Annotated in this window: 23 protein-coding genes; 13 read left to right on the plus strand and 10 right to left on the minus strand. The window is 63.4% G+C overall.

The genetic code is table 11. The features are described 5' to 3' along the window. Positions 1 to 12: 12 nt before the first annotated feature. The 6 genes from G522_RS0118655 to G522_RS0118680 all read right to left on the minus strand — a co-directional run bounded on the left by G522_RS0118655 (position 13) and on the right by G522_RS0118680 (position 6,243). Positions 13 to 1,017, minus strand: coding sequence for a dipeptide ABC transporter ATP-binding protein (locus G522_RS0118655; protein ID WP_026792347.1), 1,005 nt, complete (start codon positions 1,015 to 1,017; stop codon positions 13 to 15). Continuing rightward, positions 1,014 to 2,030, minus strand: a complete 1,017-nt coding sequence (locus tag G522_RS0118660; protein ID WP_026792348.1) for an ABC transporter ATP-binding protein — start codon at positions 2,028 to 2,030, stop codon at positions 1,014 to 1,016. The genes G522_RS0118655 and G522_RS0118660 overlap by 4 nt, the downstream gene beginning before the upstream one ends. Further along, positions 2,030 to 2,914, minus strand: coding sequence for an ABC transporter permease subunit (locus G522_RS0118665; RefSeq protein WP_026792349.1), 885 nt, complete (start codon positions 2,912 to 2,914; stop codon positions 2,030 to 2,032). The genes G522_RS0118660 and G522_RS0118665 overlap by 1 nt, the downstream gene beginning before the upstream one ends. A gap of 4 nt (positions 2,915 to 2,918) precedes the next feature. After that, positions 2,919 to 3,929, minus strand: coding sequence for an ABC transporter permease subunit (locus tag G522_RS0118670; protein ID WP_026792350.1), 1,011 nt, complete (start codon positions 3,927 to 3,929; stop codon positions 2,919 to 2,921). Between the two features lie 9 nt (positions 3,930 to 3,938). Beyond that, positions 3,939 to 4,436 carry a GNAT family N-acetyltransferase gene (locus G522_RS27575; protein ID WP_051228823.1) on the minus strand — a complete coding sequence of 166 codons (498 nt, stop codon included), beginning with the start codon at positions 4,434 to 4,436 and terminating at the stop codon, positions 3,939 to 3,941. Between the two features lie 211 nt (positions 4,437 to 4,647). Further along, complete coding sequence (locus G522_RS0118680; RefSeq protein WP_026792352.1) at positions 4,648 to 6,243, minus strand: ABC transporter substrate-binding protein; 1,596 nt, start codon at positions 6,241 to 6,243, stop codon at positions 4,648 to 4,650. Positions 6,244 to 6,535: 292 nt separating this feature from the next. Between G522_RS0118680 and G522_RS27580 the strand changes: the two genes are divergently transcribed. The 7 genes from G522_RS27580 to thiD all read left to right on the plus strand — a co-directional run bounded on the left by G522_RS27580 (position 6,536) and on the right by thiD (position 14,128). Further along, complete coding sequence (locus G522_RS27580) at positions 6,536 to 8,050, plus strand: CYTH and CHAD domain-containing protein (RefSeq protein ID WP_051228825.1); 1,515 nt, start codon at positions 6,536 to 6,538, stop codon at positions 8,048 to 8,050. Between the two features lie 254 nt (positions 8,051 to 8,304). Next, positions 8,305 to 9,183: a dienelactone hydrolase family protein gene (locus G522_RS0118690; protein ID WP_026792353.1), complete on the plus strand. Its 879-nt coding sequence runs from the start codon at positions 8,305 to 8,307 to the stop codon at positions 9,181 to 9,183. A 245-nt stretch (positions 9,184 to 9,428) separates the two neighbouring features. Then, positions 9,429 to 10,355 carry a DMT family transporter gene (locus G522_RS0118695; RefSeq protein ID WP_026792354.1) on the plus strand — a complete coding sequence of 309 codons (927 nt, stop codon included), beginning with the start codon at positions 9,429 to 9,431 and terminating at the stop codon, positions 10,353 to 10,355. Positions 10,356 to 10,825: 470 nt separating this feature from the next. Beyond that, positions 10,826 to 11,494 (plus strand): FkbM family methyltransferase, encoded by a 669-nt coding sequence (locus G522_RS29690; protein WP_169453556.1) that lies wholly within the window; start codon positions 10,826 to 10,828, stop codon positions 11,492 to 11,494. Between the two features lie 178 nt (positions 11,495 to 11,672). Then, on the plus strand, positions 11,673 to 12,698 hold the full coding sequence (locus G522_RS27585; protein ID WP_051228828.1) for an FAD-dependent oxidoreductase: 1,026 nt from the start codon (positions 11,673 to 11,675) through the stop codon (positions 12,696 to 12,698). 27 nt (positions 12,699 to 12,725) lie between these two features. Next, positions 12,726 to 13,334 (plus strand): thiamine phosphate synthase, encoded by a 609-nt coding sequence (locus G522_RS0118710; protein WP_026792356.1) that lies wholly within the window; start codon positions 12,726 to 12,728, stop codon positions 13,332 to 13,334. Next, positions 13,331 to 14,128: a bifunctional hydroxymethylpyrimidine kinase/phosphomethylpyrimidine kinase gene (gene thiD / locus G522_RS0118715; RefSeq protein WP_026792357.1), complete on the plus strand. Its 798-nt coding sequence runs from the start codon at positions 13,331 to 13,333 to the stop codon at positions 14,126 to 14,128. The genes G522_RS0118710 and thiD overlap by 4 nt, the downstream gene beginning before the upstream one ends. Here thiD and G522_RS0118720 read toward each other — a convergent pair whose 3' ends face one another. Beyond that, positions 14,129 to 14,986 carry a LysR family transcriptional regulator gene (locus tag G522_RS0118720; RefSeq protein WP_026792358.1) on the minus strand — a complete coding sequence of 286 codons (858 nt, stop codon included), beginning with the start codon at positions 14,984 to 14,986 and terminating at the stop codon, positions 14,129 to 14,131. A gap of 86 nt (positions 14,987 to 15,072) precedes the next feature. Here G522_RS0118720 and G522_RS0118725 point away from each other — a divergent pair, with 86 nt between their 5' ends. From G522_RS0118725 to G522_RS27590, 5 genes are all read left to right on the plus strand, one after another. After that, a complete protein-coding gene (locus G522_RS0118725) occupies positions 15,073 to 15,660 on the plus strand; it encodes a cysteine hydrolase family protein (RefSeq protein ID WP_036839992.1) in 588 nt (195 codons plus the stop codon). A gap of 152 nt (positions 15,661 to 15,812) precedes the next feature. Beyond that, the gene (pgi, locus tag G522_RS0118730; RefSeq protein ID WP_026792360.1) at positions 15,813 to 17,456 is read left to right on the plus strand and encodes a glucose-6-phosphate isomerase; all 1,644 of its coding nucleotides are present in this window, start codon (positions 15,813 to 15,815) and stop codon (positions 17,454 to 17,456) included. A 242-nt stretch (positions 17,457 to 17,698) separates the two neighbouring features. Next, on the plus strand, positions 17,699 to 18,391 hold the full coding sequence (pgl, locus tag G522_RS0118735) for a 6-phosphogluconolactonase (RefSeq protein WP_026792361.1): 693 nt from the start codon (positions 17,699 to 17,701) through the stop codon (positions 18,389 to 18,391). A gap of 190 nt (positions 18,392 to 18,581) precedes the next feature. Beyond that, the gene (locus G522_RS0118740) at positions 18,582 to 19,409 is read left to right on the plus strand and encodes a UDP-2,3-diacylglucosamine diphosphatase (protein ID WP_425414080.1); all 828 of its coding nucleotides are present in this window, start codon (positions 18,582 to 18,584) and stop codon (positions 19,407 to 19,409) included. Then, positions 19,406 to 20,455, plus strand: a complete 1,050-nt coding sequence (locus tag G522_RS27590; RefSeq protein ID WP_084633278.1) for a glycosyltransferase family 4 protein — start codon at positions 19,406 to 19,408, stop codon at positions 20,453 to 20,455. The genes G522_RS0118740 and G522_RS27590 overlap by 4 nt, the downstream gene beginning before the upstream one ends. A 10-nt stretch (positions 20,456 to 20,465) precedes the next feature. Here G522_RS27590 and G522_RS0118750 read toward each other — a convergent pair whose 3' ends face one another. Together G522_RS0118750 and G522_RS0118755 are read right to left on the minus strand one after the other, a co-directional pair. Then, positions 20,466 to 20,654, minus strand: coding sequence for a putative motility protein (locus G522_RS0118750; RefSeq protein ID WP_026792363.1), 189 nt, complete (start codon positions 20,652 to 20,654; stop codon positions 20,466 to 20,468). Between the two features lie 199 nt (positions 20,655 to 20,853). Beyond that, positions 20,854 to 22,119, minus strand: coding sequence for a protein phosphatase CheZ (locus tag G522_RS0118755; protein ID WP_026792364.1), 1,266 nt, complete (start codon positions 22,117 to 22,119; stop codon positions 20,854 to 20,856). Between the two features lie 34 nt (positions 22,120 to 22,153). Here G522_RS0118755 and G522_RS0118760 point away from each other — a divergent pair, with 34 nt between their 5' ends. After that, complete coding sequence (locus G522_RS0118760) at positions 22,154 to 23,491, plus strand: MFS transporter (protein WP_342663911.1); 1,338 nt, start codon at positions 22,154 to 22,156, stop codon at positions 23,489 to 23,491. Between the two features lie 30 nt (positions 23,492 to 23,521). On the opposite strand, the gene dgcA is transcribed toward G522_RS0118760, so the two are convergent. Further along, on the minus strand, positions 23,522 to 24,502 hold the full coding sequence (gene dgcA / locus G522_RS0118765) for an N-acetyl-D-Glu racemase DgcA (protein ID WP_026792366.1): 981 nt from the start codon (positions 24,500 to 24,502) through the stop codon (positions 23,522 to 23,524). Between the last annotated feature and the right edge of the window lie 414 nt (positions 24,503 to 24,916).

The following is a 24,916-nucleotide window of genomic DNA, read 5'->3' on the forward strand; positions in this document are numbered from 1 at the left end:
CGCGATGCCGGCCTAGAGCAGTTCGCCCTGCACCGCGAAGCAGGCGACGTCGGCGTTGCCGCCGGGCGCCCTCAAGAGCTTTGGCGTGTCGACGTCGCAAGGCTCGTAGGCGAAGGGACAGCGCGGATGGAAGGCGCAGCCCCTCGGCGGACGCAGGGGCGACGGCAGTTCGCCGGTGAGGCGAATGCGCTCGCGCCGCTTCTCGGGTTCGGTGGTGGGCGTCGCCGACAACAGGGCGCGCGTATAGGGATGGCGCGGCGTGTTGAAGATCTCCTCGGCCGTGCCGAATTCGACGGGGCGGCCGAGATACATCACCATCACCTCATCGGCGATGTGGCGCACGACCGAGAGATCGTGGCTGATGAACAGGTAGGCGAGGCCGAATTCCTGCTGCAGGTCCATCAGAAGGTTCAGCACCTGCGCCTGGATGGATACGTCGAGCGCCGACACCGGTTCGTCGAGCACCAGGATCTTCGGGTTGAGCATCAGCGACCGGGCGATGGCGATGCGCTGGCGCTGGCCACCGGAGAACATGTGCGGGTAGCGGTCGTAATGTTCGGGCCGGAGACCGACCTTTTCCATCATCGCCCGCGCCTTCTGCTGGCGCGCGGACGCCGACAGCGAGGTGTTGAGGCGCAACGGCTCTTCCAGGATGGTGCCGACCTTCTGGCGCGGGTTGAGCGAGCCATAGGGGTCCTGGAAGACGATCTGCACCGTGCGGCGCAGCTCGTGGCTCGGCGCCACGTTGTGGTGCACCTGCTTGCCGTCGATGATCAGCTCGCCGGCGGTCGGCGGCTCGATCATGGTGACGAGGCGGGCCAGCGTCGACTTGCCGCAGCCGGACTCGCCGACGACGGCCAGCGTCTTGCCTGCACTGAGCTTGAAGGACGCTTCCGACAGAGCCCGCACGGTGGCCGGCTCGGCGAACATGCCGCGCCTCAGGCTGTAGTGACGGGCGAGGTGTTGGGCCTCGAGAACGACATCGGATGAAACGGGGGACGAAACGGGAGCGTTCATGCCGAAAGCCTCCGGTCGAGGATGGCGGCCGGGCCGGGGTGGCCAACCGGCTTGCCCTGATTGAGCGGGTAATGGCAGAGCGCGTAGCCGGCAGCCTGGCCCTGAGTGACCGGCGCCTTCTCGACGCAGCGTTCGGTGGCGAAGTCGCAGCGCGGGCTGAACAGACAGCCGGCGGGGCGGTCATACTGGCCTGGCACCACGCCCGGAATGGACGGCAGACGGCGGGTGGTTGCCCGCTCCGGCAGGGCGGACAGAAGGGCCGCCGTATAGGGATGGTGCGGGTCGGCGAACAGCTGGCTGACCGGCTGCTCTTCCACCTTCTGCCCGGCATATTGCACCGAGACGCGGTTGGCGGTTTCGGCGACGACGCCCATGTCGTGGGTGATCAGCACCAGCGCCATGCCGGTGTCGCGTTGCAGCTTGGCGAGGAGGTCGAGGATCTGCGCCTGGATGGTGACGTCGAGCGCGGTGGTCGGCTCGTCGGCGATCAGCAGCTTGGGATTGCAGGCAATCGCCATGGCGATCATCACGCGCTGGTTCATGCCGCCCGACATCTGGTGCGGATAGGTGTCGAGGCGCTCGGAGGCCGAGGGGATGCCGACCAGCTCAAGGAGCTCGACGGTGCGATCGCGGCGGGCGCGCTTGTTGAGGCCGAGATGGACCTTCAGCACTTCGCCGATCTGCCAGCCGACCGTGTAGCACGGGTTGAGCGAGCTCATCGGCTCCTGGAAGATCATGGCGAGGTCGTTGCCGATGATCCGGCGGCGCTCGCGGGCCGGGATCGTCAGGAGGTCCTTGCCGTCGAACATCATCTTGTCGGCGGTGATGGTGGCCGTCCACGGCAGGAGACCCATCAACGCCAGCATGGACACCGACTTGCCCGAGCCGCTTTCGCCAACGATGGATACGATCTCGCCGGGATCGACGGTCATCGACACGCCGTCGACGGCGCGGAACTGGCCGCCCACCGTGCGGAAATCGACCGAGAGGTTGCTGATTTCGAGAATGGGCATCACGACCTCTTCAGCTTCGGATCGAGGGCGTCGCGCAGGCCGTCACCCATCAGGTTGATGGCCAGCACGGTGATCAGGATGGCAACGCCCGGGAAGGTGACGACCCACCAGGCACGGGTGATGAACTCGCGCGCCTCGGCCAGCATGGTGCCCCATTCCGGCGTCGGCGGCTGGGCGCCCATGCCGAGGAAGCCGAGGGCGGCGGCGTCGAGGATGGCGCCCGAGAAGGAGAGGGCGGCCTGAACGATCAGCGGCGCCATGCAGTTCGGCAGGATGGTCACGAACATCAGCCACAGCGGGCCGGCGCCGGACACCCGGGCGGCCGTCACGTAGTCGCGGTTGCGCTCGGTGAGAACGGCAGCGCGGGTGAGGCGCACATAGTGCGGCTGGGCCACAATGGCGATGGCGATCATCGCATTGGTGAGGCCGGGGCCGAGGATGGCAACCAGCGTCAGCGCCAGGAGGAGCGACGGGAAGGCGAGGATGACGTCCATGACGCGCATGATCGTCGTATCCACCCAGCCGCGGAAGAAGCCGGCGAACATGCCGATGATGACGCCGCCGATCAGCGACACCGAAACGACGACCACACCGATGAACAGCGAGAAGCGCGAGCCGAAGATCAGGCGCGACAGAATGTCGCGGCCGAGTGCATCCGTACCCAGCAGGAAGATGCCTTCGCTGCCATGGGTGAGCGGCGGCGCCAGAAGCGCGTCGCGGAACTGCTGGTCGGGGTTGAACGGGGCGAACAGCGGCGCGGCAATCGCCACGATCACCAGCGCTACGAACAGCACGAGGCCGGCGACGGCACCGTGGTTTTCCGAGAAATAGCGCCAGAATTCCTTGAGGCGCCCCGGACGGACGGAAGCGGAGACGGCGGTCATCGGATTACCTCTGGTGCCGGATCTTGGGATTGACGAGGCCGTAGAGCATGTCGACGATCAGGTTGACGGCCATGACGATGAGGGCGATCAGCACGAGGCCGCCTTGCACTGCCGGATAGTCGCGGCGGAAGATGGAATCGACCATCCACTTGCCGACGCCCGGCCAGGAGAAGATCGTCTCGGTCAGGATGGCGCCGGCCATCAGCACGCCGATCTGCAGGCCGATGGTGGTGATGACCGGGATCAGCGCGTTGCGCAGCGCATGCACGGCGACGACGCGGAACGGGCTGAGACCCTTGGCCTTGGCGGTGCGGATGTAATCCTCGCCCAGCACTTCCAGCATGGCCGAGCGCGTCTGGCGGGCGATGACGGCGAGCGGGATGGTGCCGAGCACGATGGTCGGCAGGATGAGATGGCTCATCGCCGACTGGAAGGCGCCTGCCTTGCCCGACAGCAGGCTGTCGATCAGCATGAAGCCGGTTACCTTGGGGAAGAAGAACATCAGGGAGATGCGGCCGGACACCGGCGTCCAGCCGAGCATGACGGAGAAGACGATGATGAGCAGCAGCGCCCACCAGAAGATCGGCATGGAATAGCCGACGAGCGCGGTGCCCATCGCCGTATGGTCGAACCAGGAGTTCCGCTTGACGGCGGCGATGACGCCGGCTGGCACGCCGAGGGCGACGGCAAAGATCACTGCGCAGAACGACAGTTCCAGCGTCGCCGGGAACAGCGTGAAGAACTCGGTGAAGATCGGCTTCTTGGTTGAGATAGAGGTGCCGAAATCGCCATGCAGCAGATCGGTGAAATAGTAGATGAACTGCTGCCAGAGCGGCAGGTCGAAGCCGAAGCGATGCATCAGCTCGGCGTAACGGTCTGGCGACATGCCACGTTCACCGGCGAGCAGCAGGACCGGATCGCCGGGCAGCAGGCGGATGAAGAAGAAGGCGACCAGGCTGACGCCAAGGAAGGTCGGGATCAAAAGGCTGAGGCGTCGGAGAATGAAACCGAACATGATGCGGGGTCAGTCCAGGCTCGAGAGTTGCTTGACGAAGATGTGGGTCGGATGTGTTTCGTGGCGGCCGTCGGGAGTCCAGATCGGAGCTTGCCGGACGCCGCTGTCACGCCAGCCCGTCCGCGCGTAGAAACGGTGGGCACGCTGGTTGCCGGCCGAACACTGGATCACCGCGTCGCGTATGCCGCGCCGGGCGAGTTCCGTCTCGGTGGTAGCAAGCAAGGCGTGGGCGACACCGGTGCCGCGCACCTTGGCGGCGACGAAGAACTGGTCGATCTCGTTGCCTTCGATGACGGCAAAACCTACGACACGGCCATCCGCCTCGGCGACGAGGCAGCCGGGCTCAAGCGGCCCGAGCCGATGATCGAAGCTTTCCAGGGTCCGCTCGGCGATTACGTGGGCCGGCAGGACCGAGCCGTGGCCGTCGTGCCAGGCATCGTGCCATAGCCGGACGACCGCGGGGCGGTCATCGGAACGGAAGGGACGGAAGGCAGTTTTGATCGACATGGGGCTTCCAGTAGCCGCCGGAACCCCGGCCTGCAAGCGACAAGGACGCGATTTGACCATTTTGGCGGCATGAAATTGCCGAGATTTCCGCCGTCCTACATGATTTTCCGCATGACGGCGTCGGGCTCGGCTTATCCAGACCTTGTTTGCACATGCAAAAACGGTTCCGGAGAGGATTTCCCCGGAACCGCGTCTGTCGATTTGGCCTGCCTTACTCGGCGACGTCGACCTGTTCGAACCAATGCAGTCCGAGCGGATCAACCTTGTATCCCGTGACGCTCTTGGCCAGCGGCATATAGGTCGTCGAGTGCGCGATGGTCGCCCACGGCGCTTCCTTCTTGAAGACCACCTGGGCATCTTCATAGAGCTTGGTACGCTCGGCCACGTCGGAAACCGTCGCGGCCTTGGTCACCAGGTCGGTGAAGTCCTTGTTGCACCAGAAGGCGCGGTTCGAGCCGCTGTCGACGGCAGCGCAGCTCAGAAGCGCGAACAGGAAGTTGTCCGGATCGCCATTGTCGCCGGTCCAGCCCTGCAGAAGCGCGCCATCACGGGTCTTTTCCTTGCCGCGCTTCAGATACTCGGCCCACTCGAAGGATACGATCTCGACCTTGACGCCGACATTGGCGAAGTCGGCCTGGATCAGCTCGGCCATACGGCGGGCATTCGGGTTGTAGGGACGCGACACCGGCATCGCCCACACCTTCATGCTGAGATCCTTGACGCCAGCCTCGGCGAGCAGCTTCTTGGCCGCTTCCGGATCGTATGGGTCGTCCTGAATCTGGTCGTTGTAGGACCACATGGTCGGCGGGATCGGGTTCTTGGCGGCCTGGCCGGTACCCTGATAGACGGCGTCGATGATCGCCTTCTTGTTGATCGCCATGTTCAGAGCCTTGCGGACGCGCACGTCGTCGAAGGGCTTCTGCAGGGTGTTGTAGGCGAGATAGCCGATGTTGAGGCCAGCCTGATCAAGCAGCTGAATGTTGCTGTCGGTCTTGAGGGCGTCGATGTCGGCAGGGTTCGGATAGGGAGCGGCCTGGCACTCGCCGGCCTTCAGCTTCTGAACGCGAACCGAAGCGTCAGGCGTGATGGCGAAGACGAGGTCGTCGATCTTCGGCTTGCCATTCCAGTAGTCGGCGAAGGCCTGGTAGCGGATGACCGCGTCCTTCTCGTAGGCAACAAACTGGAACGGGCCGGTGCCGATCGGAAGCTGGTTGAGGTCGGACTGCTTGCCTTCGGCGGCCAGCTTGTCGGCGTATTCCTTCGACATGATCGAAGCGAAGGCCATCGCCAGGTTGGCGAGCATCGGCGCGTTCGGCGACGTCAGGGTGAGCTTGACGGTATAGTCGTCAACCTTCTCGAGCGACTTGACCAGCTTGGGCATATCCATGCCCTCCCAATACTCCCAGGAGCCGCCGGCGTAGGAGTACCAAGGACTGTTCTTGTCGTTCTGGCGCGTCAGCGAGAAGATCACGTCGTCGGCGTTGAAGTCGCGCGTCGGCTTGAAATACTCGGTGGTGTGGAACTTGACGCCCTTGCGGAGATGGAACGTGTAGACCGTACCGTCTTCGGAAATGTCCCAGCTCTCGGCGAGGCCGGGGATGACGGAAGTCGTGCCGTGCTCGAACTCGGTCAGGCGGCTGTAGACCGGAACCGAGGACGCGTCATGCGTGGTGCCGGAGGCGTAGGGCGCCGGGTCGAAGCCTTCCGGGCTGCCTTCGGAGCAGTAGACGAACGTCTTGGCATGCGCGGCACTGACGAGGCCGGCGACAAGCATGGTGGCCGCCAGAAGGCGGGACATCGTTTTCATAAGGTATACTCCCCTGTTGCCGAGCGAGGTCGGCGAACCCCGTGCCTGGTCAGACGGTCTTTTTGTCACTTATGCCCGTCAGCCGGCGAGCCCTTATCCGAACCGACAATTGGCCGGTTGGCAAGCCTTTTTTCCCATCCGGTCAGAAATGAGGCATCTCGTCGCCCTGGCGTTGTTCCCGCAACGGTTTTTGCCTCTGATCGATTGCCCGGAAAATCCGAATCGTTGCCGCTGCGGCTCGTCAAAGCGCTCCGACAACGATAGGATCAAACCAACGGATGAGGAGCGTGAGATGGCCGACGGGATCGAGGCGGAACTGAAGGTGGCCGTGGACGCGGCCGGCGCCTCGCGTCTTGCACGCCTTGCCGCTCTGCCGGGCCTGACGGTCACGGCGAAGGGCGACAAGCGGCTCGTCAGTACCTATTTCGACACGCCCGACCTCGCCTTGAGGGCGAAGGGCATCAGCCTGCGTCTGCGCCGCACTGGGCGGAGCGGCGAACAGACGGTGAAGTTTCCGGGCGGTTTCTCGCTGGGGCTTGCCGAGCGGCCGGAATTCAACGTGCCCTACGCCGGTCGTGTGCCGGATCTGGCGCGTCTGCCGGACGAGGCAGCGGTCGAGCTCACCAAACTGGTCGATGGCCGGCCGCTGGTGCCGCTGTTTTCAATGCGGGTGACGCGGCGGCGCTGGGAGATCACTACGCCCGGCGGCGATTGCGTCGAGATGGCGCTCGACCGGGGCACGGCGACGGCCGGCAGTCGGCGCGCCGATATCCGGGAAGTGGAGTTCGAACTGCTTTCCGGCGACCGGCGGGCGCTGTTCGAAGTGGCGCGACCGGCGCTGGCCGGTATTGCCTTTCACTTCTCGACCCATGCCAAATCCGATCTCGGTTACGCCCTTCTCGAAGGCGAGATCGGCGCGGCCGAGCCGACCACGGCGGTAGACGCCGATCTCGACGACGACATGTCCGTCGAGATGGCGTTGCAGCTGGTGCTCAGATCCTGTGCCGCCCAGATTTCCGCCAACGTCGCGGCGCTGAGAATTGATGAGGCTCCCGAGGGCGCTCATCAGTTGCGCGTCGGGCTGCGTCGCCTCCGGACGGCGCTGAAGATTTTCGCTTCCGTCATGGCGCCGGGCTCCGCGGATGCGCTGGCCGCCGAGGCGCAGCGGCTTGCCCAAGAGGTTGCCGTCACGCGCGACATGGATGTGTTGATCGACGAACTCGTTGCGCCGCTCGACGGCGGTGGGGACATGAGGGCACTGATCGAGCTTCTCGAGAAGCGACGCAAGGCGGCGCGAGTGCGGCTCGCGACCGTGCTTGCCGATCGAAGCAGCGGCGATTTCCTGATCGACCTCCTGGCTTTCACCGAGGCTCGCGGCTGGTTGTCGACGGACGACATCGGCCAGAGTCTCGGATTGGCTGCGCCCATCGAGCCGTTTGCCGAGCGCGTCATCAGCCGCCTGAGACGCAAGGTTGAAAAGCTCGGACGTGATCCTGAAGCACTGTCTCCAGACGAACGACACGAACTCAGGAAGAGATTCAAACGCCTACGTTATGCCTATGATTTCTTTGAGCCTTTGCTGCCAAAGTCGACGCGGCGCAAGTTATTGCCGAGAGTCAAGGCGGCTCAGGACGTGCTCGGCGTGCTCAACGACATTCACATGGCTCACCTGATGCTTGATGACGTTCGCACCGTTGGGCCCAAGGCGGGCGCGGTGGAGCGCGCCATCGGCTATTGCCTCGGCTGGCATAGCGCGCGCGCCAAGGCCATCTGGGAGCGGCGCTCCGACGACCTGTCGCTGGACTGATGTCCGCAATGGCGGAATTATGCAGTTTACATATCAGTAAAAATACGTGACTGTCGGCGCGGGCTTGGGGCATCTTGCCCCCGGGGGAGCTGAGTTCGGCTTTTGAAGCTCGTCCTAATCAAGAGATTCAAATACTGAATCCAAAAGCTCCACCGAAACACCAAGTCGTAAGTGGTTCGTTTTGCTCTGATATTTTCTTCGTGAGTCAGGCCGGGCGAGTGCCGGCACCGAACGGAATCCAGGGAGCCATCGACATGAGCGAACGCATCGCCATCACCCAGGACATGATCCGTCTCTACGACGAATATACTCACCTGACGCTCGATCGCCGCGGCTTCATGGAGAAGCTGGCCAAGCTGGCCGGATCGAGCGCCGCGGCTGCCGCCATCGTGCCGCTGATCGAAGCCGGGCAGGCCAAGGCGGCCGTTGTTGCGGCCACTGACGACCGGCTGGAGATATCGACGGTCGAATTCGCCGGCGATGGCGGCACGGTGAAAGGCTATCTTGCGCGCCCCAAAGCGGTGACTGGGCCGCTACCGGCCGTGATGGTTATTCACGAGAACCGTGGGCTCAACGGCCATATCGAAGACGTCACCCGCCGTTTGGCTCTCGAAGGCTTCCTCACACTGGCGCCGGATTTTCTTTCGCCGGCCGGCGGTACGCCCGTTGATGAGGACAAGGCGCGCGACCTGATTGCCGGTCTCGACCGGGTGAAGACGGTCAAGAACGCCGTGGCGGCTGCCGCCTTCCTGCGCAACCATGAGGGCGGCAACGGCAAGTCCGGCAGCGTCGGCTTCTGCTGGGGCGGCGGGCTGTCGCTTCAGACGGCGGTGGCCGATCCCGACCTCGGCGCGGCGGTGGCCTATTACGGCGCCCAACCGGCGGCAGAGCAAGTGGCGGCCATCAAGGCGCCGCTGCTCCTGCATTATGCTGGCCTAGACGACCGCATCAACGCCGGCATTCCGGTGTTCGAGGCGGCTCTGAAGGCAGCCGGCAAAAGCTACGAGCTCCACATGTATCCCGGCGTCAACCACGCCTTCAACAACGACACCTCCGCGGCGCGCTACGACAAGGCGGCGGCCGACCTCGCCTGGACGAGAACGGTCGGCTTTCTAAAAGCCCATCTTGCCTGAGAGCCAGTCCCGAAACTCTACTGGGGCGGGCATCTGGCTTCGACTTCTGCGCTTCCGGTGCTCACGAACCTCAAGTTCGCTCCGCTCCGGTTCTCGAATTCATCGCCATCTGCCACACCCCAGCGAGTTTCGGATCAGGCTCTGAGGCTGGGCCAACGCGACGCCAAGTCCAAAAATATGACAAATGGGCCTTGGTGCCGCGGCAAATCGCTATATAAGCGGCTGAGCTAGGAGCTGTCTTTTCCATGTCGCCGACTGCCGCGGGCGTTCTCTTCAAGCTCGCCTCGACCATTGCCTTCGCCTTCATGCTGACCTTGATCAAGCTGGTGTCGGGTCGCGTGCCTCCAGGCGAGATGCTGTTTTTCCGATCTTTCTTCGGCATCGTCCCGGTCATCGTCTATCTCGCTGCCCTCGGCGTGTTCCCCGCCTCGCTCGCCACCATGCGCCCATTGGGCCATGTGCGCCGATCGCTGGTCGGGACCGCGTCGATGTTCTGCTGGTTCACGGCGGTCACCTATCTGCCGCTGCCGGACGCCACCGCCATTAGCTACTCGGGGCCGTTGTTCGGCGTCTGTCTCGCCGCTCTTCTGCTGCATGAGCGGGTCAGATCCTTCCGCTGGGTGGCGGTTGGCATCGGCTTTCTCGGCGTGTTGATCGTCTTGTCGGAACAGCTCAACGGTTTCGATGCCGGATTTCACGGCAGCCGAGCGATCGGCGCGGCCTGCGCGCTCGCCTCGGCGATGCTGGGCGCCGTTGCCGCCGTTACCGTGCGCGAGTTGACCTCCACCGAGACCACCGGCGCCATCGTCTTCTACTTCCTGGCCTGCGGCTCAGCGTTCTCCTTCGTGACGCTGCCGTTCGGCTGGGTGGTGCCGAGCTTTTCCGATGCTGCCATGCTGATCGTCGCCGGTCTGTTCGGCGGTATCGGACAGGTGCTGATGACACAGTCCTATCGCCTCGCCGAAGCGTCGGTGATCGCTCCGCTCGACTATATCAACATGGTCTGGATTGTCCTCATATCCTACATGGTCTTCGGCGACGTGCCGACAGTGGTCGTGCTCGCGGGTTCGCTGGTGGTGATCGCCTCGGGCGTCTTCGTGGTCTGGCGGGAGCGGCGCCTCGGCATCCTCGAAGCCAAGGCGAGGGCGAGAAGCGCCGACACGCCGACTTAGGACTTTGGCGTTGTAAGTCTCGCTGGTGCGATGTGATCGAAGGGACTACGGAGAAGTTTGGGTTCGTGCAGATATGCCGTCTGAGGACGGCCGATTGGCTTTGACGGCGCTAGGAAGGGGGACCAAGCCTCATTTCGTGTCGGACAGTAGCTTATCTGTAGCGTCCCTGAGCGGCTGCGGTTCGGGACAAGGGGCACTCAAATTGGTGGCCGAATTGAATTATAGCCCAACTAAATGGCTCAATCCGTCCAGGATTGGAGTCTCCTATCGCAGGAGTTACGCCATCGCATGGGGTTCGGTAATTGGGGCGGATAGGCTTTGTCGCTGAAGTGCCCGGGCCTTCTTTACCGGCATATTGTGAGTCGTTATCATCCAGGCCGGAAGAGTAAGATACAAAACTCAGCATCTAAGGCTACGTCTACATGAGAAAATTTCTAAATTACATCCTATCTCCATTTGGACTGCAGGTCTTGAAGAAGCCAAATCAACGCCAGAGTAAATATTTCGGATTGAATAATCTAGACAAAATACTTGAGGAATACCTTCCTTTTGATAATGGTTTTTTTGTTGAGCTTGGTGCCAATAATGGGGTCGATCAATCAAACACGCTGTATTTTGAGCTATTCAAAGGGTGGAAAGGGGTTCTTGTTGAACCTGTAGCCCATAATTATTTTATGTGCAGAAAAAATCGTTCAGAGGAAAACTCTATTCACTGCAATGCTTGCGTCTCGTTTGAGTATAAAGATAGATTTGTTCCTATATCCTATGCAAATTTGATGACTATGCCCATAATTGAGTCGTCCAGCATTGTCGATAAAGAAGAATATGTGAATATTTCTAGACCTCACCTGGAAAAACATGAAGATGTGGTTATTTTTGGGGCGGAGGCGAAAACACTGAACGACATTCTCCTTGAATCCGGCGCGCCGAAGGAAATCGATTTTCTTTCTTTGGATGTTGAGGGGGCGGAGCTTGAAGTCCTGCGTGGCATCGATTTTCAAGAATTTCGATTTAAGTATATGTGCATCGAATGCTTTGATCTTGAAAAAATTTTCTCCTATCTGGATGAGAAGGGCTACGAAATGATCAGGAAAATATCTACTCACGACTATATATTTAGGAATAAAGTACTCGTATGATTTTTCTAGAAAACGAAAACAAAGTATATTGTCTAGCTGCACAAAGTCTAGACCGAGCGTTGGATAACCTGCTTCAAGTGATTGCCTTCGGACAATCGGTCGACATTGACACTCCTTCGGGAGCGGGCCAAAAGGTTCTGCCGAGCCTGCAGAGAAATTTCGGCGCGAGAGATATTCGATGAGCGAGATTGCGAGCGGCAAGCGCGAGACCGTCGATGTGGCGATCGTCGGTGCCGGTCCCATGGGGCTTGTCACCGCCCTGATGTGCCTGCGGGCGGGCCTCAAGGTGGCGATTTACGAACGGCAGGCCGATTTTGCCGGCTCCCCAGCCTGGAACGGCACCGGCGTGCTGGCGCCTGACTGTGAGGCGGATGGCGCGGATGCCACGATCGTGGATCTCGGCCGTCGCTCGATCGAACTTTGGCCGACGCTGATCCCCGGCATCACCCTCAACGGCGCCCTCGTGCTGGGCAATCGACGCCAGCCGACGGCGATCGATGATTATTCCACCTTCGTCCTCAATTACGAATGGGTCGACGAGGAGCGGATCGCCGCTCTCGAACCGGCACTCGCCGCCATCTATAGCCGGGGTATGTTTTTCCCGCAGGCCGCGCATGCCGACCCGCGCCTCATGTTTACCGGCCTCCGGGACGTGCTGGAGGCTGGTGGTGTCCGGATTCGCTTCGAGTGGGTCGGCACGATCGACGGTCTGCAAGCCGAGCGCATAGTTGACACCCGAGGTCTTGGCGCACGCGACCGCTTTCCGGAACTCCGAGCCGTCACCGCGGAAATGGCCCAGGTGCGCAGCCACAAGGTGGAACTCAGCCGGCCGGTCCGGCTTCTGCACAACCGCCATTCCCTCTATGTGACCCCGCGCGGCCAGGGGGTCTATGTGATCGGTGCGACGACGGTGGATGACGACCGCGGCGGCATGTCGGTTCGCTCGGCTGGTGAGCTCATGACGCATGCCGTATCGCTGTTGCCCGCCTTTGCCGACGCTGAGGTGCTGGAGCTGCGCTCCGGCCTGATGCCGGTGCTGATGAACGGCGTGCCGAAGGTGCAAGTCGGCGAGCGGGTGATCGCCGTCAACGGCCTTTATCGTTACGGCTGGATGGTGGCGCCGGCCATTGCCGAGGATCTCCTGCGGGTGATCTACACGCAGGCGACCAAGGTCATCCATGCCCACCGGCCGATACGCCCGTAATCCAATTTCCTCTCAAACGGAAAGCCGATGCTCGACCGCTTTTATCTCATCATCGACCGGGCTGCTTGGCTGCCCCGCCTGCTGCCGCTCGGGCTGAAACTGGTCCAGATCCGCACCAAGGCGCCCGACATCGCGACGCGGCGGCGGGAAATTGCCGACTCGCTCACTCTCTGCAAGGCAGCGGGCGCAATGTGTGTGGTCAACGACCACTGGCGGGAGGCGATCGAGTTCGGCGCCGAGTGGCTGCATCTCGGCCAGGAAGATCTCGATACGGCCGATCTCAAGGCCGTCCGTGCCGCCGGCATCCGTTTCGGCGTCTCCACGGCAAACCGTGAGGAACTCGATAGGGCGCTCACCGTCGACCCGCACCACGTGGCGCTGGGGCCGATCTGGTCGACGGTTTCCAAGGACGACGCGGCGCCGGCCAGCGGTCCCGAGCTGCTCACCGAGTGGAAGCGCATCGCCAAACGGCCGCTGGTGGCGATCGGTGGCATCTCGCTCGACCGGGCGCCGATCTGCTGGGACGCCGGCGCCGACAGTGTGGCGGTGATCTCCGATGTCTTGTCGGCCAAAAGTCCCGAGGCGCGGCTGACCGAATGGCTCGATACCGCCAAGGCTTGGGAGGCGCGGCCATGACGGCGATCGCAGTCACCATCGCGGGGTCGGATTCGGGCGGTGGCGCCGGCATCCAGGCCGACCTCAAGACCTTCTCGGCGCTGGGCGTCTACGGCGCCTCGGTGATCACGGCGTTGACGGCGCAGAATACGCGCGGTGTGACGGCGATCCACGAAGCGCCAGCCGATTTCGTCCGCGCCGAGATCGACGCCGTGTTTTCCGACCTTGCCGTCAACGCGGTGAAGATCGGCATGCTGGCGAGCCCCGAGCTGATCCGCACCGTAGCCAGCGGCCTGCGCGATTATGGCCAGAGCCAAGTCGTGCTCGATCCGGTGATGGTGGCGACGTCGGGCGACAGCCTCCTGAAAGGCGAGGCGGTGGCGACGCTGCGCGAGGTGCTGTTTCCACTCGCCAGCCTCATCACGCCCAACCTTCCGGAAGCAGGCAAGCTGTTGGGGCGAACCGTTGGCGAAACGCCTGAGGACATGCTGGCGGCGGCGCGTGAGCTCAAGTCGCTCGGCCCCAAGGCGGTACTCGTCAAGGGCGGCCATGGCACGGGCGCCGAAAGCACCGACCTCTACCTCGATGGCGACGGCGAGCGTTGGCTGTCGGCGCCGCGCCACGCGACACGCAACACCCATGGCACCGGCTGCACCCTGTCGTCGGCGATCGCTGCTGGTCTCGCCAAGGGGCTTGGCTTGGTCGAAGCCGTCGCCGAGGGCAAGGCCTATGTCACGGCGGCCATCGTCGCCGCCGACCGTCTGGAGATCGGCCACGGCCACGGTCCGGTGCATCACTTCCATGCCTGGTGGTAACTAGGTCCGGTCGAGCCGACGGCTGACTGTTTCGTCGATCCAGCGGGCGACGGCGCGGACCGAGGGCGCCTTGCCGCGCTCGGGATGGGCGAGGCGATAGACGTCGCGAACAGCGGCGCCGCGCGTGCCGGCCACTTCCGAGAACCGAGCATCGTCGTCGCCCATCAGCGTCGGCAGCATGACCTCCGCGCCGTTCGCAGCCGCCGCTTCCGCCAGCACGTCCAGTCGGTTCGAGCGCGTGACAACCCGCGCATCCGGTCGTAGCGCCTTAAGGGCGAGCGCCTCGGGTAACTCGGCATAATCCTGGCCATAGGCGACCACCGTGTCGGGGCGGGCGCCTTCCCTCGGGCGGTAAAGGGCAAAGCCGAGGTGACCGAGGCGGCGGATGGTGGCGTTGTCATCAGGCCCTCGGCCGAGCCGCACGGCGAGATCGGCCTCGCGGTCTTCGAAGCTGACGCTGCGATCCTCGATCGTCAGGTCCACTTCGATATCCGGATGGAGGGCTGAGAGATTGCCGAGCGCCGGTGCCAAGATCAGCTTGTGGATGAGCCCGAGGCTAGAAACGCGGACACTGCCGGCCGCTTCTTCCCGTGATTGGCGCAGGCGGCTGTCCGCTTCCTCGGCGACCGCCGCCATGGCCGACAGTTGCGGCAGGATCGTTCTGAGCAGCGGCGTCGGCCGCAGCCGGCGGTCGATGCGGTCGAACAACGCGGCCCCGAGCCGGGCTTCGATGCGGCCAAGCCGGCGGGCCGCCGTGGTTTGATCGACGCCGAGGCGACGGGCTGCCTCGCTCAGCGTCGCGCCAGCGACAATCTCGCTCACCAGTTCCAGCTCGTCCCAACGTATGTCTGCGTTCATGCAGGTTATGTTCCGAAAATTGCCGATTTTCTGCATCCATGCAGAGCGTATTGTCGCCCTCAGTTCAAGCAGAAAAGGAAATTGTCATGCCGCGCACCCTCAACGAGCTCTTCGGCCGCACCGTGGTACCCGCCCGCCTCGGTGTGGCACCGCTGGTGCTGGTCGACTGTCAGAATGACTATCTCTCCGGTCCGCTGGCGCTCGCCGGCATCGAAGCGGCGGTGGCAGCGGCGGGCCGGTTGCTCGACGCAGCGCGGGCACGGGGATCCAAGGTGATCCACGTTGTCCAGCGCGGCGCGGCCGGTGGTCTGTTCGATCTCAGTGGTCCCGGCGGCGCCATTATCGACCGGCTCGCGCCGCAGGCAGGCGAGAGCATCGTGATCAAGACACGGCCCAATGGCTTTTCCGACACGACGCTGCTCGCCGAGCTTGGGGATACGGGCGGCGAAATGATCATCGCCGGTTTCATGACACACAACTGCGTTTCCTCGACGGTTCGCGCCGCCCTCGATCTGGGTATTCTGCCGACGGTGGTCGCCGACGCCACCGCCACGCGCGACCTGCCGTTGTCGGGTGGCATCGTGCCGGCCGTCGATCTCCAGCGGGCGGAACTGGCGGCGCTGGCCGACCGGCACGCCGTGGTCGTCACGGTCGCCGACCTCACGGGAGAATAGGCTTTCGGTTCAAGCCGCTTGTCACGGCAATGCTACCGAATTCGCAATCAAACCTAGACGAAGGTACTAGCCTTGCTTCCATCCTCTCCGTAATATCCCGCGCCAACCGGTGGAACATAAACGGGCGTTTGCCCGGCATGGGAGTGCGTGAAATGGTCGCGGAGCTGGATCCTATCTTCAAGCGTCTGGAAGCCAAGAAGGCCGCGCTGGCCAATCGCCCGATGCGCAAGCTGTTCGCCGAGGACGCCGGTCGCTTCGACCGCTTCAGCGTGCACCTTGACGACCTGCTGCTGGACTTCTCCAAGAACCGTCTCGACGCCGAGGCCTTCGCCACGCTGATCGAGCTTGCCAAGGCGGCGGGCGTTGCCGAGCGGCGCGATGCCATGTTCGCCGGCGCCGTGATCAACACCACCGAAAAGCGCTCGGTGCTGCATACGGCGCTGCGCAACCGGTCCAACACGCCGGTCATCGTCGATGGCAAGGACGTCATGCCCGACGTCAACGAGGTGCTTGGCCGCATTCGCGACTTCGCCGAGGGAGTGCGCTCCGGCAAGATCGCCTCGTCGACCGGCGCCAAGTTCACCGACGTCGTCAACATCGGCATCGGCGGCTCCGACCTCGGTCCGGCCATGGCGACGATCGCGCTCACGCCCTATCGCGGCAATGGCCCGCGCCTGCACTACGTCTCCAACGTCGACGGCGCCCATATCGCCGACACGCTGGCTGAGCTCGACCCGAAGACGACGCTGTTCGTCGTGGCGTCGAAGACCTTTACCACCTCCGAGACCATGACCAACGCCGGCACCGCCCGCGACTGGATCAAGCAGCATCTCGGCGAAGCGGCGGTCGGTGCCCACTTCTGCGCCGTTTCCACGGCGCTCGACAAGGTGGCCGCCTTCGGCATGGACGTGAAGCGCGCCTTCGGCTTCTGGGACTGGGTCGGCGGCCGCTATTCGGTATGGTCGGCCATTGGCCTGCCGGTGGCGATCGCCGTCGGTTTCGACAATTTCGTCGCCTTCCTGGCCGGCGCCCATGAGGTGGACAATCACTTCCGCACGGCGCCGCTCGAGAAGAACATCCCGGTGATCCTCGGTGTTCTCGGCGTCTGGTATCGCAACGTCTGGGGCTTCTCGACCCATGCCGTGCTGCCCTACGACCAGCGTCTTTCGCGCTTTGCCGCTTATTTGCAGCAGCTCGACATGGAATCGAACGGCAAGGGCGTCCGCACCGACGGTACGCCGGTGCCGCGTGCCTCCGGCCCGATCGTCTGGGGCGAGCCCGGCACCAACGGCCAGCACGCCTTCTATCAGCTGATCCACCAGGGCACCGACGTCATTCCGGCCGACTTCCTGGCCGCTGCCGTGCCGCACGAGCAGGTGGGCGATCACCACGCCAAGCTGCTGTCCAACGTCCTCGCCCAGACCGAGGCGCTGATGCTGGGCAAGACGGTGGAGGAAGCCGCTGCCGAGCTGAAGAAGGCCGGCAAGTCGGATGCCGATATCGCCGCGCTGGCGCCGCACAAGGCGTTCCCCGGCAACCGGCCGACCAACACCATCCTCTACAAGACGCTCGATCCGAGGACGCTCGGCCGGCTGATCGCCATCTACGAGCACAAGGTGTTCGTGCAGGGCACCATCTGGGGCATCAACTCCTACGACCAGTGGGGCGTCGAGCTCGGCAAGGAACTGGCCAACCGTCTCCTGCCGGTGCTCAAGGGCGAAGCCGAGCCGGCGGCGAGCCAGGACGTATCGACCAAGGGATTGGTTGCAGCCATCAAGGCACTTCAAAAGAATTGAGTTTCCGACACAGTCGGCGACGATTTTCGTCGCCGACTATTCCCGTGCTGGTTTTTCCACTGCAGGGACCGACACGGTCTGATAGGGATTACTGAATGTCGGCCGGTGCCAACGCCGGCCGACTGTGTATATTGAATAAGGGGAAATAGGCCGGCACGGCATCGTCCGATGTATCGGCCACACTCGCCGCCCAGCCGATAACGGCCGGCGGCGCTACGGGATCGCCGATCTGGAGGAAACGGATGTACGAGTTTCAGGAGTTCGAAAACGGCGCCGCGCTCGCCGACGCGTTGACCGTTGAGGTTGCCGGTGCGCTCGCTCATACCATCCGCCTGCATGGCAAGGCAGCGCTGGCCCTCTCCGGCGGCAAGACGCCGGTGCGTTTCCTGGAAGCGATGTCGCGTTATCGCATGCCATGGAACGACGTGGTGGTGACGCTGGTCGACGAGCGCTGGGTACCGGAGACCAACGAGCGCTCCAACGCCGGACTCGCCCGCCGTCACCTCCTGAAGGGGCCGCTCAGCAACGTCGAATTCGTGCCGCTCTACCGGCCGGTGCCGAAGCCCGAAGACGCGGTGGCCGAGGTTGGCAAGGTGATTGCCGATCTGCCGCTGCCGTTTGCCGCTGTGGTGCTCGGTATGGGCGAGGACGGTCACACCGCGTCCTTCTATCCCGGTGGCGACAACCTGGCGGCCGCCAATTCACCGGACTGCAAGGCGCAGGTGATGGCCATCAACGCCGCTGGAGCGGGCGAGCCGCGTATCACGCTGACACTGCCGCTGCTGCTCGCTTCCGATGAGATCCTGCTGCATATCGAAGGCGCGGAGAAGCGTGCTGCCTTCGAGAAAGCCGTGGCCGGCGACGACGTGATGGAGATGCCGGTGCGCAGCCTCCTCAAGTCGGAGAAGCTGGTGAAGGTTCTCTGGTGCCCGTGAGGGATTGCTAATTTCTCCAAGAGCACGGCCCGGTCTTGACCGGGCCGTTTTGCATTTGAAAGGCGGGATAGTGTTCCTCCTGACGCTGTTTGGAGGCGAATAGGCGTCTTTGTCATAAAACTGAGAAGCTGTCGGGACAAAAGGAGGTATCGGGATCGGCGAATTGCCATCGATTCCCGCCTCGGAGAAGATGCAGCACGCATCTTTGTTTGCCATGACGGACGCCAATACTACTCGAAGCCTCAGGGCGCTGTTCATATCCGACATTCATCTCGGTACGCGCGACTGCCAGGCCGATCTTCTGCTCGATTTCATGCGGGTCCACGAGGCGGAGACGATCTATCTCGTCGGCGACGTCGTCGATGGCTGGCGGATGCGTCGCTCCTGGTTCTGGACGCAGAGCCACAACGACGTGGTGCAGAAGCTGCTGCGCAAGGCGCGCAAGGGCGCGCGCGTCGTCTATATCCCCGGCAATCACGACGAATTTCTGCGCGGCTATCTCGGCACCCATTTCGGCGGCGTCGAGGTGATGGATCGCTGCGTGCACGAGGCGGCCGACGGTCGCCGATATCTGATCATTCACGGCGACCAGTTCGACGTGGTGGTGCGTCACGCCCGCTGGCTCGCCTATCTCGGCGACTGGGCCTACGAGATGGCGCTCTGGACAAATACCTGGGTCAACAAGCTGAGACGTGCCATCGGGCTGCCTTACTGGTCGCTGTCGGCTTGGGCCAAACTGAGGGTAAAAAATGCCGTCAACTTCATCGGCGCCTTCGAGGATGCGCTCGCCCACGAGGCGCGGCGCGTTGGTGCCGACGGCGTCATCTGCGGCCATATCCACCACGCCACCATGCGCGACATGAACGGCATCGCCTACATCAATACTGGCGACTGGGTGGAAAGCTGCACGGCGGTCGCCGAGAACCACGACGGAAGCCTGGAAATTATCCGCTGGACACGCCTGGAGCACGAGCGTCAGTCACCTCTGATGCTGCCGCGGGCCGAGGCGGCGGAATGACGCGCATCACCGTCGTTACCGACGCCTGGCATCCGCAGGTCAATGGCGTCGTCCGCTCGATCGAGCGCACCAATGCCGAACTGATTGCCATGGGCGCCGAGATCACCATGGTGACGCCCGACCTGTTCCGGACGCTGCCTTTGCCAAGCTATCCGGAAATACGGGTGACGATCTCGACCTATCGGCGCGTGGCGCGCGAGATCGAACGCGGCCAGCCGGCCTACGTCCATATCGCCACCGAAGGCCCGCTCGGGCTCAAGGCGCGCAAGTGGTGCCGTCGCCACGGCATGCCCTATACGACGAGCTATCACACTCGCTTTCCCGAATATGTGGCGGCCCGCCTGCCGGTGCCCGAATCCTGGCTCTACGCTTTCGTCCGCCGCTTTCACAATGGCGGGGCCGGATGCATGGTCGCCACCGACACCCTGGCAGCGGAATTGTCGGCTCGCGGCTTCCGTAATCTGATGCGCTGGGGGCGTGGCATCGACGCCGAGCTGTTCCGGCCACGACCGGCTGAAGAGGGCGTGTTCGACCTGCCGCGACCGATCTTCATCAATGTCGGACGTGTTGCCGTCGAAAAGAACCTTGAGGCGTTCCTGGCTCTCGACCTGCCGGGCTCCAAGGTGGTGGTGGGTGATGGGCCGCAGCGGGCCAGCCTCGAGCGGCGCTACCCGGACGTCCATTTCGTCGGCGTGAAGATCGGCGAGGACCTTGCTCGCGCTTATGCTTCGGCCGACGTCTTCGTGTTCCCCTCGCGTACCGACACCTTCGGCAACGTGCTGCTGGAAGCGCTGGCCTCGGGCCTGCCGGTCGCCGCCTATCCGGTGATGGGGCCGCTCGATATCCTCGGCGACAGTGACGCCGGCATTCTCGACGAGGACCTCCGGGCCGCCTGCCTTGGCGCCCTGGCGATCGATCGCGAGGCGGCGCGCGAGCTGGCGCTGTCCTTCAGCTGGCGGCGGGCGGCAATGCAGTTTCTCGACAATATCCGTCTTGCCAACGGCGAGACGTTGGATGAGGCGCCCCTCGTACCGGTGACGGTCTAGCGTCGCAGAATCAGACGGTCATATCCACCAAGCTACCCATGCCAGCCGGTGGCGGGGCAGACGCTGCCGACTGGACGGCTTGGCTCATAAGGTCGGCCGCCGATTGGTCCGACTTGAGCGCCATCTTCATGACCGCCGTGCCGATGTCGCTTTTGGTGTTGGCCTGCAGCATGGTCGTGACGGTCGCAGCAAGGTCCATGTCCGATACTCGCGCCTGTTAGGTGGCTCTGTCGGGTGGAGTGAACGCCCGAAAAATTGACAAGTTGTTATTGGCGCGACGCTGCGATGGCGCACAGCGGTTATCGCTCCGAGATCGCTCGCACCCGCAACGAACAGGGCGAGACGAACTGTCGGCCTAACGTCCGGCTGCCTTCCGGAAAAGCCCCCGGTGATCCCACTCAGGAGAACAGTGCCTGTCGCTCGGCCTTGGTCATCTTGGCGAAGGGGTCGTCGACGTCCTTGCCTTGCCGTACCGTGTCCGACACTTCCTTCAGCGCCTCGATGGCGGTATCCACCGCCTCGGAGGCGATGGCGAGAGCTTCGTCGGTCGGCTCCTCGGCGGCTTCCGCCTCGTCCGGGGACGGCTCGATGGCATCGAAATCGATGCTGTCGGCCAGCTCCGCAGCCGTTTCCGGCACGGCGTCAGCGGTATCGATGGCGTCGAAATCCAGGCTGTCGGCGAGCGCTGCGGCGGTCTCCGGCGTATCATCGCCGGTATCGATGGAATCGAAATCCATGCTGTCGGCAAGCGCTGCGGCGGTCTCCGGCGTGTCATCGCCGGTGTCGATGGCGTCGAAATCGATCTGACCGTCGGCTCCAACCATTGACGGGGCAGGGGCCTGACCGAGGCCGGCCATTGCGTCGATGCGGTCGAAGTCCAACTCATCGATGGCATGGTGGGCCACCGCGTCGAGAGCCGCGCGATCGGCTTCGGCATCCTCGACCATCAGGTCGTCAACGAGATTCTGCTCGATGCCTTCGCCGGCCAGCGCCGGGCCGTTCAGGAGATGGGCATCCGGACGGTGGTCGTGGGCGTTGACGGCAACGCGGCGGTCAACCGACGACTTATGGACTTCGTCGTCGTCCATGCCCCAGATCTCGATCATCGCATTGATGCGGTTCTCGAGATAGCGCAGCACCTGCACGACCTTCTGCGTCCGCTGGCCGGTGAGGTCCTGGAACGAGCAGGCCATGTAGATGTTGGTGGTGAGGTTCTCGATCTCGTCACACAGGGCGTTGTCAGCGCCAGCCTCGCGCATCGTCCAGGCGAGTTCCTGAATCTTCTCGGCAGTGCCCAGGATTTCCGAAGTGGCGGCCTCGGTCTGCTCGACGACGGCATCGAGCTCATTGGATGCGCGATCGAAGCGGCTGAGCGGCGAACGGCCGTCGCTCTTGATCTGGGCGATTTCGAGCTTGGTGCGCTCGATGGCATCCTTCATCTCGCCGATGTCGAGGCGAATGCGATCGGCGTCCGGCCGGCGCTCCCGCTTCAATATGGTTTCGAGCCGGCCGATGGCCTCAACGACCATGTCGGTATCGACCGAACGGTGCCGCCGAGCGTATTCGAAAAGAAACCAGCGGCCCTTCTCCGTCTCCATGACGGCGGCTTCGATGGCCTCGTAATCGGATTCGCGCAAGGGCGAGAGGGCTTGCGAATTTTCCATATTTTCGCCGCAGACCCCTTTGTAGACTAAGCGGATACAGCTACAGCTAAAGCCCCAGCCGAAGACAGGCAAGCGATTCAGGTCGGCAAGTGACCATCATCGCCGCGAATCCTTCACAACGAGTTTATTCCGAGTTGCTCCGTTGACAAGAATGATCGGGCGCTTTGCCCCCGTCTATTTGATGAGCGCCTTCTATGCCATCGCGTTCTTCGTCAACGGCGTGCTGACGCCGTTCTTTCCGGTTCTGCTGCAGGTCAAGGGCCTCAGCGGCGAGCAGATCGCCTTCGTGCTGGCGACGCCGCAGGTGATGCGCATGTTCACCATGCCGGTGGTCAGCGGCCTGTCGGACCGGGCGGGCGATCGGCGCCAAGTGATGGCCGGCCTCATCGGCCTGACGCTGGGCTTTGCCGTGCTGTTCGGCCTTGCCCATGGCGACCTCGCGGTGATGGCCGTCGGCTCCATCCTTTTGGTGCTCTCCTATTGCGTCGGGCCGCTCGCCGATGCCTTTGCCATGATCATGGATCGCCACGGCCTTGGCGAATACGGCAAGATGCGGCTTTGGGGCTCGGCGTCCTTCATCCTGGGCAATATCGTCGGCGGCTATGCCATGCAGCATTCCGGCTCGACGGCGGTCTATCTCTTGGTGCTGTTCGGCTTCGCCATCGCCATGACGTCGACCGTCGCCATCCCGCCGGCCCCGCCGACCACAACGCAGTCTTCGGCGGCGGCGCTCACCGTGCTGCGCAAGCCGGCTTTCCTGGCGGTGCTGCTCGGCCACGCGGTCAATCAGGCCGGGCACGCCGCGCTCTATAGCTTCGGTACGATCCTGTGGCGGGCCAACGGCTTCTCGGACTTTACCATCGGTATCTTCTGGGCAACCGGCGTCATCGCCGAGATCATCCTGTTCTCGCAGGCCGGACGGATGTTCCGGGTCGTTTCGCCGCTCAAGCTGATGGCCGGCGGCGCGGTGATCGGTTGTCTGCGCTGGCTGCTGTTCTCGATGGATCTGCCGCTGGTGCCGACGCTGGTGCTGCAGGTGATGCACGCCGGTTCCTTCGCGCTCGCCCATATCGGACTGATGCGGTTTCTGCGCGAGGTGGTGCCGACCGAGCGGGCCGCTTCGGCGCAGGGCACTTTCGTGATCTTCAACGGTCTTGCCATGGCGCTCGGTACGGCGCTGGCCGGCCGGCTGGTGCCGACGCTCGGCTCGGATACCTATGTGGTGATGTCGGTGTTTCCGATCCTTGGCCTGATCATCCTGACGGCGGCCGGCGGTGGCGCCCGGCGCCTGCCGGCCCATGACGCAACGTTCACCGTGACAGGGACCACAGAGATCATGCCCGCCCCAGGCCCAGAAGCACCTGCTCGGTAAAGCGGAGCTAGTCGTGCGAGCTTCGCCCGGTCAACCCCAGAGATCGGGGTAGGGCGGGTGGACGATCGAGCCGGAGAACATCAGGCCCGGCAGGCGATCGCGGGCGAGAAGAAGCGGGCCGTCGATATCGGCATATTGGGCGCGCTGCGCGGCGACGAAAGCCGGTGCCATGGCAAGCGAACTCGACACCATGCAGCCGACCATGACGATCAAGCCTTCCTCCTCGGCAGCGGCGATCATCTCCAGCGCTTCGGTGAGGCCGCCGGTCTTGTCCAGCTTGACGTTGACGGCATCGTAGCGGCCGACCAGATGCTTGATGTCGGCGGTGGTATGGGCGCTTTCATCGGCACAGACGGGAACGGGGCGCTTGGCCTCGATCAGGTAGTCGTCGGCGCCGGCCGGCAGTGGCTGTTCGATCATCGCGACGCCCAGCTCGATGCAGGCCTCCATCATGTCCGGGAACATCTCCGGCGTCCAACCCTCGTTGGCGTCGACGATGATGCGGCTGCGCGGTGCGGCCCGGCGAATGGCGACGAGGCGCTCACGGCCACCGTCGCCGCCGAGTTTCACCTTAAGGGTCGGTCGGTCGCTGGCCGACTTGGCGGCGGCCGCCATGTCCTCGACGCTGGCGAGCGAGATGGTGAAGGCAGTATTGACCGGTTCGAGCGGCGGCAGACCCAGAAGATGGGCGACGCCGCGGCGGGTTGTCTTGGCTTCGAGGTCGATTAGGGCACAGTCGAGCGCGTTGCGGGCGGCGCCGGGCGCCAGAGTGTCGCGTAGGGCAAAGCGGTCGCCGCCCTGTTCGATGAATTGCCGGGCGCTTTCGATCTGAGCGACGACGCTTTCGACCGACTCGCCGTAATGGGCATAGGGAACGCCTTCGCCCCGTCCCGATACGCTACCTTCGCTGACGGTGGCTACGACGACGACCGCCTCCGTCTTGGAGCCGCGAGAGATGGTGAAGGTACCGGCGATGGGAAAGCGTTCGACGGCTATGCTGAGCTTACGCAATGAGACCTCACATTGATTTCCGCGTGGTTAGGGCGGCTTCGGTCGATGCCGCCGGCGCTACGCTGGAAACGCCATATCGTGGGGACCGAACAACTGTCTGTTTCGGTCAACTTTGTCCATCAGTTGCTCCACGGACACTGCATTCGCGTGGGTCCGTTTGGCCCTAGAGTAAAGATATCAAGGCCCCATGGAAATCCTTAAAGGGACTTCGCTATGTCGAAACCCTTATCTTTCGTCTAGTCAAGCGGGGTCGACATCGGAAGTGCGAGATATGGGCATCCGGGTCGATCTGTCTCTGGCGGACGAAATATCGGCAGCTCATGGAACCGTTCGCGTCCTCTCACGGTTTTGGGAATGCACGGATTGTCTTTGGAGGCTGGCGCCAGCAGGCGAGGCTGATGTATCGTGCATGAG

It is taken from the genome of Pleomorphomonas oryzae DSM 16300, from assembly GCF_000422965.1.
Lineage (GTDB): Bacteria > Pseudomonadota > Alphaproteobacteria > Rhizobiales > Pleomorphomonadaceae > Pleomorphomonas > Pleomorphomonas oryzae.

What these genes read in the sequence shown, in the direction of transcription:
- G522_RS0118710 (WP_026792356.1), top strand. Translation starts at nt 12,726, where the DNA reads ATGCTCGACCGCTTTTATCTCATCATCGACCGGGCTGCTTGGCTGCCC.
- G522_RS0118665 (WP_026792349.1), bottom strand. Translation starts at nt 2,914, where the DNA reads ATGACCGCCGTCTCCGCTTCCGTCCGTCCGGGGCGCCTCAAGGAATTC.
- G522_RS0118755 (WP_026792364.1), bottom strand. Translation starts at nt 22,119, where the DNA reads ATGGAAAATTCGCAAGCCCTCTCGCCCTTGCGCGAATCCGATTACGAG.
- G522_RS0118660 (WP_026792348.1), bottom strand. Translation starts at nt 2,030, where the DNA reads ATGCCCATTCTCGAAATCAGCAACCTCTCGGTCGATTTCCGCACGGTG.
- thiD (WP_026792357.1), top strand. Translation starts at nt 13,331, where the DNA reads ATGACGGCGATCGCAGTCACCATCGCGGGGTCGGATTCGGGCGGTGGC.
- G522_RS0118750 (WP_026792363.1), bottom strand. Translation starts at nt 20,654, where the DNA reads ATGGACCTTGCTGCGACCGTCACGACCATGCTGCAGGCCAACACCAAA.
- G522_RS27575 (WP_051228823.1), bottom strand. Translation starts at nt 4,436, where the DNA reads ATGTCGATCAAAACTGCCTTCCGTCCCTTCCGTTCCGATGACCGCCCC.
- G522_RS0118655 (WP_026792347.1), bottom strand. Translation starts at nt 1,017, where the DNA reads ATGAACGCTCCCGTTTCGTCCCCCGTTTCATCCGATGTCGTTCTCGAG.
- G522_RS27590 (WP_084633278.1), top strand. Translation starts at nt 19,406, where the DNA reads ATGACGCGCATCACCGTCGTTACCGACGCCTGGCATCCGCAGGTCAAT.
- pgi (WP_026792360.1), top strand. Translation starts at nt 15,813, where the DNA reads ATGGTCGCGGAGCTGGATCCTATCTTCAAGCGTCTGGAAGCCAAGAAG.
- G522_RS0118680 (WP_026792352.1), bottom strand. Translation starts at nt 6,243, where the DNA reads ATGAAAACGATGTCCCGCCTTCTGGCGGCCACCATGCTTGTCGCCGGC.
- G522_RS0118695 (WP_026792354.1), top strand. Translation starts at nt 9,429, where the DNA reads ATGTCGCCGACTGCCGCGGGCGTTCTCTTCAAGCTCGCCTCGACCATT.
- G522_RS27580 (WP_051228825.1), top strand. Translation starts at nt 6,536, where the DNA reads ATGGCCGACGGGATCGAGGCGGAACTGAAGGTGGCCGTGGACGCGGCC.
- G522_RS0118740 (WP_425414080.1), top strand. Translation starts at nt 18,582, where the DNA reads ATGCAGCACGCATCTTTGTTTGCCATGACGGACGCCAATACTACTCGA.
- G522_RS0118725 (WP_036839992.1), top strand. Translation starts at nt 15,073, where the DNA reads ATGCCGCGCACCCTCAACGAGCTCTTCGGCCGCACCGTGGTACCCGCC.
- pgl (WP_026792361.1), top strand. Translation starts at nt 17,699, where the DNA reads ATGTACGAGTTTCAGGAGTTCGAAAACGGCGCCGCGCTCGCCGACGCG.
- G522_RS0118720 (WP_026792358.1), bottom strand. Translation starts at nt 14,986, where the DNA reads ATGAACGCAGACATACGTTGGGACGAGCTGGAACTGGTGAGCGAGATT.
- G522_RS0118690 (WP_026792353.1), top strand. Translation starts at nt 8,305, where the DNA reads ATGAGCGAACGCATCGCCATCACCCAGGACATGATCCGTCTCTACGAC.
- G522_RS0118670 (WP_026792350.1), bottom strand. Translation starts at nt 3,929, where the DNA reads ATGTTCGGTTTCATTCTCCGACGCCTCAGCCTTTTGATCCCGACCTTC.
- G522_RS27585 (WP_051228828.1), top strand. Translation starts at nt 11,673, where the DNA reads ATGAGCGAGATTGCGAGCGGCAAGCGCGAGACCGTCGATGTGGCGATC.